The sequence below is a fragment of the Anaerospora sp. genome (assembly GCF_032013335.1).
Classification (GTDB): domain Bacteria; phylum Bacillota; class Negativicutes; order Sporomusales; family DSM-15969; genus Anaerospora.
Map to the genome: position 1 here is coordinate 56,644 of NZ_DALZUO010000008.1, position 16,142 is coordinate 72,785.

A 16,142-nucleotide genomic window follows, 5' to 3' on the forward strand; every position below is an offset into this window, starting at 1 on the left:
TCATCACCGGCCTATGTATAAGATTAATAGGGCTCACGAATATCTCCAATTACCACTGGATTAGCCTTCCAAATCCCAATTGCATACTCCGAAATAGTACGGTCACTGGAAAACTTTCCTGAATGGGCAATGTTTGACAGACACATTTTGTTCCACCGGTTATTATCACGATAAAGGCTGTCTATCTTTTCCTGGGCTTCTACATAAGCGGCATAATCCTTAAGCACAAAAAACTCATCACTATTGACTAATGAATCATAAAGAACGCGGAATTCTTCGCGCGGTACCGGCAAACTGCCATTGATCAACTGATCCAGCAGTGTCTTAAGCCGCACATCCGACTGGATTAATTCCCACGGCCGGTAGCCGCCTTTTTGATAGTAATCCATTACCTCACCGGCAGTCAGGCCAAAGATAACGATATTATCATCGCCTACTTCTTCATGGATCTCTACATTTGCCCCGTCGAGTGTACCGATTGTGACGGCGCCATTCATCATAAACTTCATGTTACCTGTACCGCTGGCCTCTTTGCTGGCAGTGGAAATCTGCTCGCTTACATCTGCCGCAGGAAAAATCATTTCCGCCAGAGACACGCTGTAGTTCTCAAGAAACAATACTTTTATCTTGCCTTGAATAGCAGGATCATTATTGATAACAGCAGCTAACGTTGTAATCAATTTGATAACCCGCTTTGCCAGATAATACCCGGGCGCCGCCTTCCCGGCAAAAATGAAAGTGCGCGGCACCATTTCCAGGCTAGGATTATCCTTTAAGCGCGAATATAACTCTAAAATACGTAAGGCATTCATCAATTGGCGTTTATACGCATGGATGCGTTTGACATGAACATCAAAAATCGAGCTTCCATCAATTGTAATGCCATATTTATTGTGAATCCAATTGGCAAAGTTCATTTTGTTATTTTCTTTAATTCTATCCAGCTGTTCTAAAAAAGCAGCATCTTCCGAGTAACGCAAAAGCGTACTCAAATACTGAGGATAGTATATCCAGCTGGGACTGATTGAATCAGTAATTAACTGAGCCAGCTCCGGATTGGCCTTAAGCAGCCACCGGCGATGGGTAATACCGTTCGTCTTGTTATTGAACTTATAGGGATAAAAGTGATAGAAATTTTTCATAACATCGCGCTTAAGAATGTTCGTATGGATTTTGGCAACCCCATTAATACTGTAGCTGCCCACCACAGCCAGATGAGCCATATGAACATAATTGTCAGCAATAATTGCCATAGAAGCAATACGCTGCCAATCACCGGGATAGTGATTCCATAGATGGCTGCAAAATTGTTTATTTAGCTCTTCGATAATCATAAATATCCGGGGCAGCAGCGTCTTCATAATATCGACCGGCCACTTTTCCAGGGCCTCGGGCAAAATCGTATGGTTAGTGTAGGCAATAGTATTACGGGTAATTTGCCACGCATCATCCCAGGACAAGCCTTCCTCATCCATCAATATCCGCATTAATTCCGGTATCGCCATTGCCGGATGTGTATCATTAATGTGAATTGTAATCTTTTCGGCAAAATCCATAATCGAGCCTTGTTTTTTCTTAAAACGGCGGATAATGCTCTGCAGCCCGGCAGAAACAAGAAAATATTGCTGTTTTAAACGCAGTACCCGGCCTTCGTAGTGACTATCATCAGGATACAGGATCTCCGATATGGATTCTACCGAGTACTTGTATTCTACCGCTTTTACATAATTCCCCTGGTTGAATGCCAGCAAATCAAAATCCTCTTGCACTGTCTCGGCACTCCATAGTCGTAACGTATTCACCGTACTATTCTGATAGCCGATCACCGGAATATCATAAGGAACGGCCAGTACCGTTTGAAAATGTTCATGATGAAAGATGAGTTTTCCATCTTTTTCTTCGGACCAGACATTCCCGCCAAACTTAACCTGGACTGCTTTATCAAGCTTACGGATTTCCCACATCGTACCGTTCTTCAGCCAGTTATCAGGGTGCTCCACCTGATAGCCATCCAGGATCTTCTGCTCAAAAAGTCCATATTTATACCGGATACCGCAGCCATGGCAAGGCAGCTGCAATGATGCCATGGAATCAAGAAAACAGGCAGCCAAACGACCTAAGCCGCCGTTACCCAGACCGGCATCGGGTTCCTCGTTCTCCAGCTGGTTTAAATCGATCCCCATTTCCACTAACCATTTCTCCCACTCGGCGCGAACCCCAATATTGAGAAGGTTAGCTCCAAGCAGCCGTCCAAGAAGAAACTCTATCGAAAAATAATAAACTTGTTTTTCCCCTTTACTTTCATAGTGCTTATTCGTTTCAACCCAGGCATTGCTGATATAATCTCTTACCATTCCCGCTAAAGCCGTATATTTGTCCTGCGGGGAAGCTTCTTCAAGGCTCTTGCCGTGCATTGTCTGTAATTGGTAGAGAAAGGCTGCCCGAAAGGCTTGCCTGTCAGTAAACATAAACTCCCCCCATTATAAGCAGCATTAAGTTATTCTGTGGCTATTAGGTCCTAAAGTTTAGTTTTGTCTACTTCAAACAAGCTGTTGATAAAGCTCGTGATACTGCTGGGCTGACTGGCACCAGCTATAATCACTGCGCATGGCATTTCTAACAATCCGTTCCCAAATATCCGTTTGCGGATAAATGGCAAGGGCCCGCTGCAAGGTATGCAGCATATCATGAGCGTTATAATTAGCAAACGTAAAACCATTTCCTTCGCCAGTATATTCATTGTAAGGCTGAACGGTGTCTTTGAGGCCGCCCGTCTCCCTTACAACTGGCAAGGTACCGTACCGGAGCGCTATAAGCTGACCAATACCACAAGGCTCAAAGCAAGAGGGCATGAGAAAAACATCTGCTCCAGCATAGATTTTATGCGCCAAATCCTCACCAAAGAAAATATTGGCGGATACTTTATCAGGATAACGGTGAGCCGCCAGGCGGAACATGCCTTCGTAGCGCTCCTCTCCTGTACCAAGCACAATCAATTGTATATCTGACGCCAGCATTTCTTCTATTACATGAGCTACCAAGTCAAGGCCCTTCGCCGCCACCAGTCTGGATATGATCGCTACTACCGGCACATCGCTCCGCACCGGCAGCCCCACATGCTCCTGCAGCTTCATTTTATTTTTGCATTTACGGCCAATTGACCGCCAGGTATATGGAACGGCAATGCAATCATCAATGCGCGGATTGTACACATCATAATCCAGCCCATTAACAATGCCGTATAGATCTTTGCTGCGGTCGCGCAGCAGGCCATCAAGCTTTTCTCCAAAATATGGCGTTTGTATCTCTTGGGCGTAAGTAGGACTCACGGTAGTTAAGCGATCAGCATACACCAAGCCGCCCTTCATATAGTTAACGGAACCGAAAAACTCCAGTTTATCCTCCGCAAAATAGTCATTGCCTAAACTAAGCAGATCGCCAAGTACTTCCCTTGCAAAAACTCCCTGATATAGAAGGTTGTGAATGGTAAGCACGGTGCGCAGATCAGGATATGCATGCCGGTAGTGAGCAGCAAGCATCACCGGAATAGCCGCTGCGTGCCAATCATGGCAATGCAGAATATCAGGCGCAAACCCGATATGAGGAAGCACTTCCAGCACAGCACGGCAGAAATAAGCAAATCGTTCACCATCATCGAAATGCCCGTACAGCCCTTTGCGCTTAAAGTAATATTCATTGTCAACAAAGTAAAAGGTGATTCCCTGATACTCCATTTTCTCAATCCCGCAATACTGACGGCGCCAGCCAACCGGTACCTCCATGGTATGTACAGGTACCATTATTTCCCGGTAATGACTGGGTATTTCACTGTATTTTGGCAGGATAACCCGGGCATCAACGCCTTCCTTAACAAGCTCTTTCGGCAATGAACCGATAACATCGGCCAGGCCGCCTGTCTTGATAAACGGAACTGCTTCGGCAGCGACAAACAGTACTTTGAGCATCACTATATCACCATCCCTTTCTCTATAACAAGCAGATAGTTTCGATCTCCTTTCAAGCTGCGGCCAGCAGTAATATGAACGTCTTTATCACAAATAACACTGTCAAGCATCGCATCCTCATCGATTTCACCTTTTTGCATAATGATGCTGTCTTTAATATAAGCCCCCTTATGCACCTTTACTCCCCGGAAAATGATGCTGTTCTCCACCCTGCCTTCAATGATGCAGCCGTTAGCAATAAGGGAATTGGCAACTTGAGCTGTCTGACGATAGTTAGTGGGAGCCTCATCCTTTACCTTGGTATAAATGGGATCGCTTTTGGCAAACAACTCCTGCCACACCTGAGGATCAAGCAAATTCATATTATGCTTAAAGTAACTCTGGATGGAGTTAATCTTAGCAACATATTGGCGATGAGGAAAACCGCTGATTTTTAATCGGCTAATATTTTTAATGATTCCATCTTTAACAAAATCAAATTCACCCCGGGACACGCAGTTCTCCACGATTTCAATTAAACGCTCTTTAGACATAATATACATTTCCAGCGAAATGTCACTGCAGGTTGTTTTTCCGGGATTGACCTCCATATCAACGATCCGGCTGCCATCAAGCCGGACAGCCGTTGCCCGTGGAAAATCTCCGGCGCACTCTGCTTCAGGCTTATAAATAACTGTGATATCCGCTTGCTGGTCCAAATGAAATTGAAAGGCCGGACAAAAATTCATATTGCAGACCATATGACTGCCCGCAATCAGGACATATTGCTGGGCACTGCGCTTAATATAGTCCAAATGATTATAAAAATGCTGCATATCCCCTTTATAAATGCCCATAGCGTAATGAGCATGGGTGGGTGGCAAAATAAACAGCCCATCTCTTTTGCGAGCGAGATCCCACTCTTTGCCGGAGCGAAGATGATCCATTAAAGAGCGATATTTGTTGGGAACTAAAATCCCCACATTATATATGCCCGAATTGACCATATTCGAGAGGATAAAGTCAATCAGCCGGTATCTGCCGGCAAAAGGCACGGCGGCCAGACTGCGGTGACGGGTAACTTCCTTTAGGAACTCTTCATTTTCATGTAAGTTAATAAGACCAAGAACATTTTTCATCTGCATCCTGCCCTCCTTTTACTCGACTACAGCACTTCTGGGGACTTGTGTATTCGCTGTGACAAAAGCACCTTCACCAATAACAGTAATACCTACACTTTCCCCCTGGCAGCCTACCTCACAGGCTTGCTCCAGCACAGCTTCATGACCGATAATCGTCCGTTCTACCCGGCAATTTTTACCGACAATCACTCCGGGCATCAGGACGGAGTCACGAATAATGGCCCCTTCCCCGATCTGTACGCCTGGGAAAAGAACGGACCTGTCAACTTCACCAAAAATCTGGCAGCCTTCACTAACCAGTGAGCAGCGCACCTGGGCGGAAGCGGCAATATAATGAGGAGGCTGCGTGGGATTAACGGAATAAATGCGCCAATTATAATCATGAAGATTGAGCCCTGGCTCATCTTTCAGCAGATCCATGTTTGCTTCCCACAAGCTTTCTACCGTCCCTACATCCCGCCAATATCCCCGGAAGGGATATGCGAAAAGCCGCTGATCTCCTTTAAGCATTTTGGGTATAACATTTTTGCCGAAATCATGACTGGAACCTTTATCCTGCTCATCTTCTTCCATATATTTTTTTAGCAGGCTCCAGTTAAATATATATACACCCATGGAAGCCAGATTACTCTTCGGTTTCTTTGGTTTTTCCTCAAACTCTATAATATGCTGCTCTGCATTTGTATTCATAATGCCATAGCGGCTCGCTTCCTCCCAGGGAACCTCTATTACCGCAATGGTAGCATCTGCAGCCTTTTGCTTATGAAACTCCAGCATCTGGCAGTAGTCCATTTTGTAAATATGATCACCTGACAGGATCAGTACATATTCCGGATTAAACTGGTCAATAAAGTTAGCATTTTGATGAATGGCATTTGCGGTACCTTTGTACCATTCACCACCACGCGCTTTCACAAATGGCGGCAGAACAAAAACGCCTCCTGTTTTCCGGTCCAAATCCCAGGCACTGCCGATTCCCAGATAATTATGCAGGGCAAACGGCTGATATTGCGTCAGCACACCAACGGTGTCCAAGCCCGAGTTATGGCAATTACTGAGTGGAAAGTCAATTATGCGGTATTTACCACCAAAGGGAACGGCTGGTTTTGCCAGACTTTTAGTTAGTACCCCCAGCCGGCTGCCTTGGCCACCGGCCAGAATCATGGCTACACATTCTTTTTTCATCATATTTTTCACACCCTCCCTCACTACAATCATTCACTATCCAGTTCGGCTTTCCACTGCAAATAAATACAGGCTAGCGGCGGCAGCTTTAATTCCAGAGAATATGGCTGATTATGCCATACATTAGGTTGCGTGAATACATCTTCATTGAGTTGGCCTGAACCACCGTACTTGCCAGCATCACTATTCAACATTTCGCCATACCGGCCTGGTCTAGGCACGCCAATCCGGTAATTATAGCGAACTACCGGCGTAAAATTAGCTATAACAAGGATAAAATTTCCCTGTTCATCGGTACGCCTAAAACTAATGACACTTTGTCTATAATCGTGGCAGTCAATCCACGTAAAACCCTGCCAGTCATGATCCAGCTGCCACAAGGGCATTTGGCTGCGGTATAAATGATTGAGATTTTGTACATAATCTTTTAGTTTTCCATGCATCTCGTAGTCAAGAAGCTGCCAGTCCAACGCTTGTGCTTCATTCCATTCGATGAACTGTCCAAATTCTCCACCCATAAACAGTAGTTTTTTACCTGGATGAGCCATCCAATACCCATAGAAGGCTCTTAAGGTTGCGAACTTCTGCCAATAATCACCGGGCATTTTATCAAGCAATGATTTTTTTCCATGTACGACTTCATCGTGCGACAAAGGCAGGACAAAGTTTTCCGAAAAAGCGTACATGAGGGAAAATGTGAGCAAATGGTGCTCGAACTGGCGATGGATAGGATCAAGTGACATATAGCGCAGGGTATCATTCATCCAGCCCATATTCCACTTGTAATTAAAGCCCAGACCACCCAGATAGACAGGTTTGGTGACTAACGGCCAGGAAGTTGATTCCTCAGCCATTACCAGCGCCTGGGGAAATTCGGCAAATACTGCTTCGTTCAATTGTCGAATAAACGTGATTGCCTCCACATTTTCTCTGCCGCCATGCTCATTCGGCGACCATTGTCCCGCTTCCTTGCCATAGTCGAGATACAGCATACTGGCAACAGCATCCACCCGCAACCCATCAACATGGTAAATCTGCATCCAAAATAATGCATTGGAGATAAGAAAGCTGCGCACTTCAGGAGTGCTATAATCAAAGTTCAATGTTCCCCAGCCATAGTTTTCTGCCCGGTCCGTTTGCCAGTGCTCATATAATGGAGTGCCGTCAAATTGGCGCAGCCCGTGATCATCTTTGCAAAAATGGCCCGGCACCCAATCCATTATGACGCCAATTTCCTGTTGATGGCAGCAGTCTATTAAATACATCAAATCCGCCGGATTACCATAGCGGCTCGTTGCCGCATAGTAACCGGTTGCCTGATATCCCCAGGATGCATCCAGTGGATGCTCAGCAAGCGGCAATAGCTCGATGTGCGTATATCCCATAGACACAACATAAGGAACTAATTCATCTGCCAGCTGCCGGTAAGTAAAAAAAGAGCCGTCCCTGTTGCGCTGCCACGAACCGGCGTGAACTTCATAAATAACCAGCGGCCTTCGATAGCTGACAGCTCGGTCTTGCCTGTACCAGGCCTCATCCCCCCACTGGTAGTTGCCAATGCTGGCCACTTTCGAGGCAGTTCCGGGCCTGATTTCTGCAGCAACAGCATAAGGATCGGCCTTTATTAGTATTCGTCCCTCTGTAGTGTGTACTTCATATTTATAAAGCGCTCCCTCACATACATCCGGTACAAACAACGTCCATATTCCCGATTCATTCGTCCGCTTTAGGCAGTGCGCTTGCCCCTGCCAATTATTAAATTCGCCGATTACCCGAACAGCCGATGCGTTGGGGGCCCACACAGTAAACTGTACGCCTTGCTTGTTTGCTACGCACCGGATTTGGGCTCCCATAAAGCGATAACTATGGAAGTGTCGTCCTTCGTGAAATAGATACAGGTCAAAATCACTGGCTTCATTGCTTGTCATAGCCATGTTCACGTCCCTTACCTAAATATATCGCTTATTACTGGAAAAATTCGCCGCTTCAATGATAAAAGTCCTTGTTTTTATATTCACTTATTTATAAATTTTCTAACAAAAAGGTTCTTACCTGCAAAGCTATGCATAGGATAATACAGGTTCTACAATTCCTTCAATAATTGGAAATTTTCTTCCAATTATTAAGCGAACGTGATAGAATAACGTTAGTCATGCTGCGGTAATTCCTCAACCTGTACCCGAGGTGAATAGCCATGTCTCCCCAAAGTATCGTAAACTTACAGCAAGCCGACAATTGTGTGGATATGAACAGCTCTCAGCTGACAGCCAGCCTCAATCACTTGGATTGTGCACTTTTGCTGGAAGACAGCAAGCACAATGTGCTGTTTATTAACGATTCCTTTTATCATATGTGGCATTTACCCGCGGCAGACAGACTGCATGGAATAAACGGCAGCGAACTGATCAACCGGCTCCTGCCATTGGCAGGTAACAAAAAGAGCTTTAGCAGCCGCTTAACGAAAGTCAGCTGCCGGCGCACGAAAGCAACAAATTTAGAATATCAGCTGACTGACGGACGCATCCTTACCTGTAACTATATGCCCGTCTTTATTAAAAATGAATTTTACGGACATTTATGGCAGATAACTGATATTACCGCGCAAAGACAAATAGATACGATACTCACTCAACAACAGCAGCTACTAGAGTTATTCTTTTCCCAATCGCTGGATGGCTGTTTTTTTATGACCCTCGACAAGCCCATAAAGTGGGATGATACAATAGATAAGGACGCTGCACTAGATTATGTCATGCACCATGAACGGCTTACACGCATTAATCCGGCTTTAGCAGCGCAGTATAAAACTACCTATGACGAGTTAATCGGAAAAACACCTGCTGATTTATTCAAAAACAACCTTGATTACGCAAAATCAACCTGGCGCCGTTTTTTCGATGCCGGCCGCCTTCGTATTGATATGCAACATAGCCTTTCAGCCAGTACGGAGCTATGGATTGAAGGAGATTATATCTGCCTGTATGATGATGCCGGGTATATTACCGGACATTTTGGTATTCAGCGGGATATAACAAGTCATAAAATGGCTGAAGAGCGTATCCGCTATCAGGCGCATCATGATTCGCTCACCAATCTGCCAAATAGGCTGCTTTTCTGGGATCGACTAAATATTGCCCTGTCACAGGCAGAACGGGAAGAAACCATGATGGCCCTCTTATTTCTGGACTGCTATCAATTCAAGCAGGTAAATGATAATTTTGGCCATGCCAATGGTGACCGTATGCTGCAAGTATTAGCTGCACGGCTGTTGGAGAATGTTCGCAAAGGTGATACGGTAGCCCGTTTGGGCGGTGATGAATTCGTCATTATTCTGCCTCGTATCCGCAGTTACGATGAAGCACAACTGGTCTCACAACGGATATTGGAAGCCTTCCGCTGTCCTGTGCAAATCGACAATAATGTTGTAGAAGTAGGTGCGAGTATCGGCATCAGTGTATATCCTTTTGATGCCAATACTGCTGAAGAACTACTGCTATCTGCCGACAAAGCGATGTACCAGGCTAAATCTGACGGGTCTCATGCTTACCGTTTTTATGCATTACCAGTAGAAAAAAATCCTCAAACTATCATATAATGCTGAAAAAGGCCGTAAATCATTTATTCATAAAATGATTTACGGCCTTTCTTTGGAACAGACGCAATGGCGAATTTTATCGAATTTTTAAGAATATTGGGAGGATTTCGTTTTATTTCACAGAATAATTATTATAAGAACCTTGCAAACGTTTTCATGAAACATTGTTATCGGGAGGATTTAAATTTTGATGATGAATGACGCCATTGATCCCGCTTTACAGAAACTGATTGATTGTGCTCCGTTATTACCCAATTTATTACTTGATGATGCCGGCATCTGCATTACCGACAGAGAAAAAATCATCTATTATCTGCCGGGTAAAACCTTAAACCTGCATCATACCATTGGGGAGCCGGTAAAAAAAGGCCTGCCTATCGACCGCTGTATGCAAGAAAGAAGACGTTTTTTTTCAAAGGTTGACAAAGAAAAATTCGGTCAGGCTTTTATGGCATTGGCTTGTCCGGTAACAGGTGAAAGCGGCCAGGTAGTCGGGGCCATCAGTGTATCACAATCCATTGAGCGTTATGAGGCGTTGTCAGCTATGGCTCTCAGTTTAAATACCGCCGTTCACTCCCTTACCAATACCACTCAGGAAATATCAGCCCAAACCCAAGAACTGGCTTCCATTGTAACAAGTGTTGCCCATACCGCGAAGGAATCACAAGCCCGCGCAAATGAAACCGATCAGGTTTTAGACATGATTCGCAATATCTCGGTCCAAACCAACTTGCTTGGCTTAAACGCTGCAATAGAAGCTGCCAGGGTTGGCGAGCAGGGCCGTGGTTTTGGCGTCGTTGCCGAGGAGATAAGAAAGCTTGCCAGTTACAGTGCTGAATCCATTGGTAAAATTGATTCCATTATCAAAACAATCCGCCGCGATAATGACCAAACCTGTACACAAATCACCAATGTTAATACCATAATCGGACAAATTGTAGATGCCACCCAGGAAATCGCCGGCACAACACAGGCAACTAATCATATGGCTGCTGAGCTAACTATGATGGCAAAAAAGATCACCGAGAATTAAATCACTGACACCGGCCAGGTATCCTGGCCATTTTTTATTGGCTGCAGAGTTACTTTTAAGGACAACTCAGCGTTTTACTCTTTATAGAAGAAAAATTTTTATAATAGGAGGTATTGCAATGAGAAAACAACTTGCTGCCGCTATTGCAATTACTTTGTTGGCTGTCCCCATGGCGCTTTCCTGGGCCGCATCTAACGGGTCGAATAAAACCGTACCGCTCGCAGACTTACCGGCCAATACTTACTTGCTTGACAGCATAACTGCGGATGTAACCGGTGATGGCATCATCGATTCCATTGTGCTTGGCGGCCACAAAGATAAAGCAGAAGACCATTACTCGAAAAAAATGATCCTTGTCGTTCGCGACGGAAAATCCGGTCAGACTCAGTCAGTGGATCTTGACATGGGCGGCTATGAAGGCAAGCTATTTGCCGGTGACTTTACAGGTGACCACGTAGCTGATGTTATGATCTCAGCACCCACCGGTGGAAGCGGGGGGATCGTGGACAACCGCATTGCCACCTTCACCGGCAGCAGTCCGGCCCTCATTTTTACCAGTGACAACAATAAAGGCGCTAACTTTACCGGAAAATTTCTAGATGGCTACAAAACAGAAATTATCAATACAGATACAGGCAAATCAATCATTATTGATAATGGCCGTAACCGTGCCGACTATGTGCGGCTGGGGATTTATGATGAAAAAGGCAATGTTCTTAAGGAGCAGCGGCCCTGGCATTATCCCTTTTCGCTGCTTGAGCCGACTGACAGCAACCGGGACGGCATCTATGAGTTAAAAGGATATCAGCGTATTGTTGGCGCATACAATGCTGATCCTATTGCAGAAGTTGAAACCTTATGGAAATACCAGGATTCTGCCTGGCAAGTGCGTAAAATCAAAATTGCTACTAATTTACTAAATGATCCGCTGCCGCCTGCCGCGGCTCCGGCCTCCACTATTAAGCGCCAATATATCCATACGGAAAATACCGATATTTATTATCCTCAGTTTGAGCAATTGGAAAGTATGCTTGCCCAAGGTGTACTAAACAATCAATTAGAGGAAGCTGCTCTCAAGTACAGCAGCCAGGTAGGAGCCGCAAGCCGGATAGCAATCGATTATGAAGTGACCCGTCACACTAAAGGATTAGTCAGCGTAATTTTCAAGGGACGACAGCAAGGTGACGGACAGCAGGAACTTCTTTCTTCTTTGAATTTCGATCTGAAATCACGCCAACCCATTGTCGCCAAGAATCTAGTTAAAAATGACGATACCGCTCATCAGGCGTTGACGACTTTGCTGCAGCAAGCGGCTGCCAATAACCCTGCCGTCACGAAACTGCCTGTATTTGATGAGTGGATGGGCATTTACTTCACTCAATCAGACATTGTTTTTTACTATCTTGAAAATGACCATGCCACAAACTATGTAAAGATTGCCGTTCCGTTAGAGAAAGCTGCGCCTTATTTAAATGAAATAATTGAACTCAAGTAAATAAGCAAAAGAGGCAGTCAATTGACTGCCTCTTTTGCTTGTGCGCCTTCTTTATTTTTGATCCGGCTTTGGTGCATAGCCCAATCCTGCAGCTTAGGTATGAAAGAGGCCGCAAGTTCAGTGGCGGTTGTACCCGCAATCGCCGCCTGCTGAGCTGTAACCGTAAGTACGATAATATCGTCATAATATACCCTGACATTATCTCCGTCCCTATCCAAAACAAACCAATCAGGCCTGACTTGCGGATTTTGGGCAACGCGATACAGTGCCCCAGCCAGTTTATAGGCATAAGACTCTGATTTTCGTTCACCGCTCAGTGCAGCAAAAGAGTCAAACGTCCATTCCCCATCAACCAGGCGGACTGACTGTCCGTCAGTTACAACCTGAGGATGGATATTGCTTTTCTGTATGTAGCCCTTCAGCCGCTTAATTCTAACCTCCGGCTCAGGGTGAGAGGCAAACATGCCAAAATCTGATCCGCCACTTACTTCAGCCAGTCTTTGCATCCCCATCAGCATGCTGTACGGATTAAACCCAGCCTTAAGGGTCAGCGTATAACCATGATGATCGGCTTCTTCCTCAGCCTCCCGGCTATTGCGGGCCATTAGTGCCTGCTGGAGGACACTCTGCAGCGGCAGTCCTCTGTCACCAAGCAAAATTAACATTAGCAAGGTCATTCCCATGTTTTTTTCCATTTGCTTAATGGAATGACGCTTGACGATATGTCCAATTTCATGGCCTATAACTCCAGCCAGTTCATCATCATTCATAAAATCCACCAGGCCTTTGAATACGTACACCGGGCCGCCTGGCAAGGCCAGTGCATTGACTTCGTTCACATTAAGCACTTTAAAGGTATAAGGCAAATCAGGTCTGTCTGAAAAAGCAGCCAGGGCTCGCCCCAGTCGCTCCACCCGCTCCTGAACTGCAGCATCCTCAACAAGCTTATATTCATTTTCAAGCGCTTTGCCAACCTTCTTACCTATCTCAATTTCGTCATTTACACTATATGCCTGAGCAACAGGCAATGCAAACGCCGATGTCATAAAAGTAATGCAAAGAATAATAGCCAGCAGGCGGCGGAACTTATGCAGCATCATGGTTCGTTCACTCCAAGTAATCATAATTACATCACTGTCTCTTTGCGTATATTCGCGCTGTTGATCTGCTATTCCTTTCCAGCATGCGCTACATACAACAGCCAATGTTTGGGAATATTAGGTATTGGCCAATACCACCATAATAAGGAGAGTTAGGATGAACAGTCAACGTATTCTGCTTGCCGGAGGGCTGCTGTTATTTTTATTAAGCGCCTTTACCGGCCTATATTATGATCTCGTTCTGCGGCCTGCGCAGCATACTGCCGCATCGTATACGCTGGACATGGCTCTCAATATGGCAACAAAAGGTGATCCGGCTATGGCCGCTGCTTTTGCCGGTGAATTTGCTTCCTTAAGTCTCCTTCAGGAAATTCACGCCCGTTTACCTCTCCACCTGGCTTTTGCCGGTGCAGCGGCGATTGCCCCCGTCTGGATTGTAGCAAAATTAGATATCAGCGAACGAATGAAGAGAATGCTAGCCTTGCTCATCGTTGGCGGCGGATTGCTGTTAGGTGCAGGCGACATTCTGCAAAGTATGGGCCATGCTTTGCCAGGGCGCTATGTAGTGTTTGGCGGATATGCATGGATAGCGCTCGGGCTTGGCGCCTATTCCCTGTACGCCGGTCTTTTTATTTGGCTTAACACGGAACCGAAAGCCAAAAGGAGATAACTTTTAAATTACATATCAAATATTCTCAATTTATGACCCCTTAGAAAGCTGCTTCATATACTAATGTAAGAGAGCACGCCGGAAAAGGGGGTTTTTATTTTGCAGCAGCTTGAAAAAGATTTCTGGCGCAGTTTGCTTTGGGCCTGTGGCGGCTTTTTATTTATTGGCTCCATACTATCTCAATTTTATGTTGTTCATAGCGCAGACCACTATTTATATATTCACACGGTCCTAGAGTTTATTTCCGTCTTTGTCTCCTTTGCTGTCTTTACAATGGCCTGGCTGACACGCGACGGCCTTGAGGATCGGCAGGGGCGCTTTATTCTCTGTCTGGGCTTAGGGTTCTTTGCCGTAGGCATTCTTGACTTCCTCCATGCAATGGCTTATGATGGCATGCCTGTTCTGCTAACACCCGGCTCAGAACAAAAAGCGTCCTTTTTATGGCTGTATGGCCGTTATGTGGGTGCTCTCACTTTTCTGGCAGCAATATTTCTGCTGGAGAAGGAAAGATTACCGCTTGTCCGTTCAGCAATTGCCGGTTTATTCTTCGTAATCAGCATCGCAGCCCTGGCACTGGTGCTATCCACCTACTACCTTTATTTGATCCCGCCCTTATTTACCGAGCAATATGGGCTTACCAGCTTAAAAATTAAGCTTGAGTATGGCGTTATCGCCCTTTACCTGCTGAGCTTCAAACTATTATGGAACCGTCGCGGCTCAATTCAGGAAACGATCTCTTCCCAGCTTATCTGGTATCTAGTTTTTAGTATTTTTTCGGAAGCAGCCTTTATTTCTTATGCAAGTGTCTACGACACCTTTAATATGGCTGGTTCCATCTATAAAGCAATTGCCTACTATTTTCTCTTTCGCGCCGTTTATTTTTCCGGATTAGTTGACTATTTCTATACATTGAGCGAAATGGCTAAAATGAGCGCAGAGTTTTTGAATGATGATATCACCCTGGAGACCATGCTCAATGTTCAGATGAGCAAATTAAGAAAGCTTATGCCGCAGGCCGAGCGGATCAGCGTATATTTAAAAAAGCCGTGTGACTGCTACCGGGCTGTTTATGTTTGGGGCCGCTACAGTGATTTGCTTTACCAGGGCCGGGAAGTTCATTTTGTTAATATAGAAGAGAAACTTGGCTGCCAATTGACACTTATTCCCCATCCCCAAAAGCTTCCCGGACAAATCGGTACTGATGCCTATACACCTGAGATAGGAGTGGCTTTCCTTGCTGCTCACCAAATGCTATACGTGCCGCTTATGGCTAAAGGCACTTACTTGGGCTACATTTTCATTTATACCTTCAGCCGTACTCGCAGCTTTAGTCATGAAGACCTGGAGAAGTCTGCAGTCTTTCAAAAGTTTGCTGCTCTTGCCATTGCTCAGGCGATCAACCGGGAGGCTGTCACCCGCCTTTCCTACCAGGATACGCTGACAGGACTGCCCAACCGGCGCCGTTTTTTTGAAGAATTAAGCAAGATTAAATATGATGCCGATCAATATGACATCCCTTTCACCGTCATTTACCTGGATATGAACAACTTAAAGTTCATTAACGACAATATTGGTCATCACGCCGGCGACAGCGCCTTAAAGCGGATTGGCGAAGAGCTCAGCCTGGTAGCGCGGCAAAGTGATGTACCGGCGCGCCTGGGTGGCGATGAGTTTGCCATTATCTTCCGCCATACCGGCTTGGCAGATGGCTGCCAGATCATTGAAAATCTCCGGCACCGTTTTAGTGCCTTACCGGTAAACGGCGAAAACTATACTGTCTCTCTGGCCGTGGGCGGAGCTTGTTATCCGGAAGAAGCCGATAATGAAGAGCAGCTCTTAAAACTGGCCGATGACCGTATGTACGAAGCGAAACGGATTATGAAACAACAGCAGAAATAAAGGTAAAGACTGCAATTGGCAGTCTTTACCTTTATTTTATGACTACTATTGAATAATGATTATTGATAGCTTACAATTA

11 protein-coding genes are annotated in these 16,142 nt (G+C 45.4%); 5 read left to right on the forward strand and 6 right to left on the reverse strand.

The window, feature by feature from the left end; all coding sequences use genetic code 11:
- Nucleotides 1–23: 23 nt before the first annotated feature.
- The 5 genes from RTR76_RS08775 to glgB all read right to left on the reverse strand — a co-directional run bounded on the left by RTR76_RS08775 (nucleotide 24) and on the right by glgB (nucleotide 8,205).
- Nucleotides 24–2,468, reverse strand: coding sequence for a glycogen/starch/alpha-glucan phosphorylase (locus tag RTR76_RS08775; protein WP_312519351.1), 2,445 nt, complete (start codon nucleotides 2,466–2,468; stop codon nucleotides 24–26).
- 72 nt (nucleotides 2,469–2,540) lie between these two features.
- Nucleotides 2,541–3,965 (reverse strand): glycogen synthase GlgA, encoded by a 1,425-nt coding sequence (gene glgA, locus RTR76_RS08780; RefSeq protein ID WP_312519596.1) that lies wholly within the window; start codon nucleotides 3,963–3,965, stop codon nucleotides 2,541–2,543.
- A 2-nt stretch (nucleotides 3,966–3,967) separates the two neighbouring features.
- Entirely contained in the window at nucleotides 3,968–5,089 is a 1,122-nt protein-coding gene (gene glgD, locus RTR76_RS08785; RefSeq protein WP_312519354.1) for a glucose-1-phosphate adenylyltransferase subunit GlgD, read from the reverse strand.
- 12 nt (nucleotides 5,090–5,101) lie between these two features.
- Nucleotides 5,102–6,274, reverse strand: coding sequence for a glucose-1-phosphate adenylyltransferase (locus tag RTR76_RS08790; protein ID WP_312519356.1), 1,173 nt, complete (start codon nucleotides 6,272–6,274; stop codon nucleotides 5,102–5,104).
- A gap of 26 nt (nucleotides 6,275–6,300) precedes the next feature.
- A complete protein-coding gene (gene glgB / locus RTR76_RS08795; protein ID WP_312519359.1) occupies nucleotides 6,301–8,205 on the reverse strand; it encodes a 1,4-alpha-glucan branching protein GlgB in 1,905 nt (634 codons plus the stop codon).
- 260 nt (nucleotides 8,206–8,465) lie between these two features.
- Between glgB and RTR76_RS08800 the strand changes: the two genes are divergently transcribed.
- From RTR76_RS08800 to RTR76_RS08810, 3 genes are all read left to right on the forward strand, one after another.
- Nucleotides 8,466–9,866, forward strand: a complete 1,401-nt coding sequence (locus RTR76_RS08800; protein ID WP_312519361.1) for a diguanylate cyclase domain-containing protein — start codon at nucleotides 8,466–8,468, stop codon at nucleotides 9,864–9,866.
- 190 nt (nucleotides 9,867–10,056) lie between these two features.
- Nucleotides 10,057–10,899 carry a methyl-accepting chemotaxis protein gene (locus RTR76_RS08805; RefSeq protein ID WP_312519601.1) on the forward strand — a complete coding sequence of 281 codons (843 nt, stop codon included), beginning with the start codon at nucleotides 10,057–10,059 and terminating at the stop codon, nucleotides 10,897–10,899.
- Between the two features lie 118 nt (nucleotides 10,900–11,017).
- Nucleotides 11,018–12,394 carry a hypothetical protein gene (locus RTR76_RS08810; protein WP_312519364.1) on the forward strand — a complete coding sequence of 459 codons (1,377 nt, stop codon included), beginning with the start codon at nucleotides 11,018–11,020 and terminating at the stop codon, nucleotides 12,392–12,394.
- A gap of 17 nt (nucleotides 12,395–12,411) precedes the next feature.
- Here RTR76_RS08810 and RTR76_RS08815 read toward each other — a convergent pair whose 3' ends face one another.
- A complete protein-coding gene (locus RTR76_RS08815; RefSeq protein WP_312519367.1) occupies nucleotides 12,412–13,518 on the reverse strand; it encodes a M48 family metallopeptidase in 1,107 nt (368 codons plus the stop codon).
- 133 nt (nucleotides 13,519–13,651) lie between these two features.
- Here RTR76_RS08815 and RTR76_RS08820 point away from each other — a divergent pair, with 133 nt between their 5' ends.
- Together RTR76_RS08820 and RTR76_RS08825 are read left to right on the forward strand one after the other, a co-directional pair.
- Nucleotides 13,652–14,164 carry a hypothetical protein gene (locus RTR76_RS08820; RefSeq protein WP_312519370.1) on the forward strand — a complete coding sequence of 171 codons (513 nt, stop codon included), beginning with the start codon at nucleotides 13,652–13,654 and terminating at the stop codon, nucleotides 14,162–14,164.
- 99 nt (nucleotides 14,165–14,263) lie between these two features.
- Nucleotides 14,264–16,063, forward strand: coding sequence for an MASE3 domain-containing protein (locus RTR76_RS08825; protein WP_312519373.1), 1,800 nt, complete (start codon nucleotides 14,264–14,266; stop codon nucleotides 16,061–16,063).
- Nucleotides 16,064–16,142 lie beyond the last annotated feature (79 nt).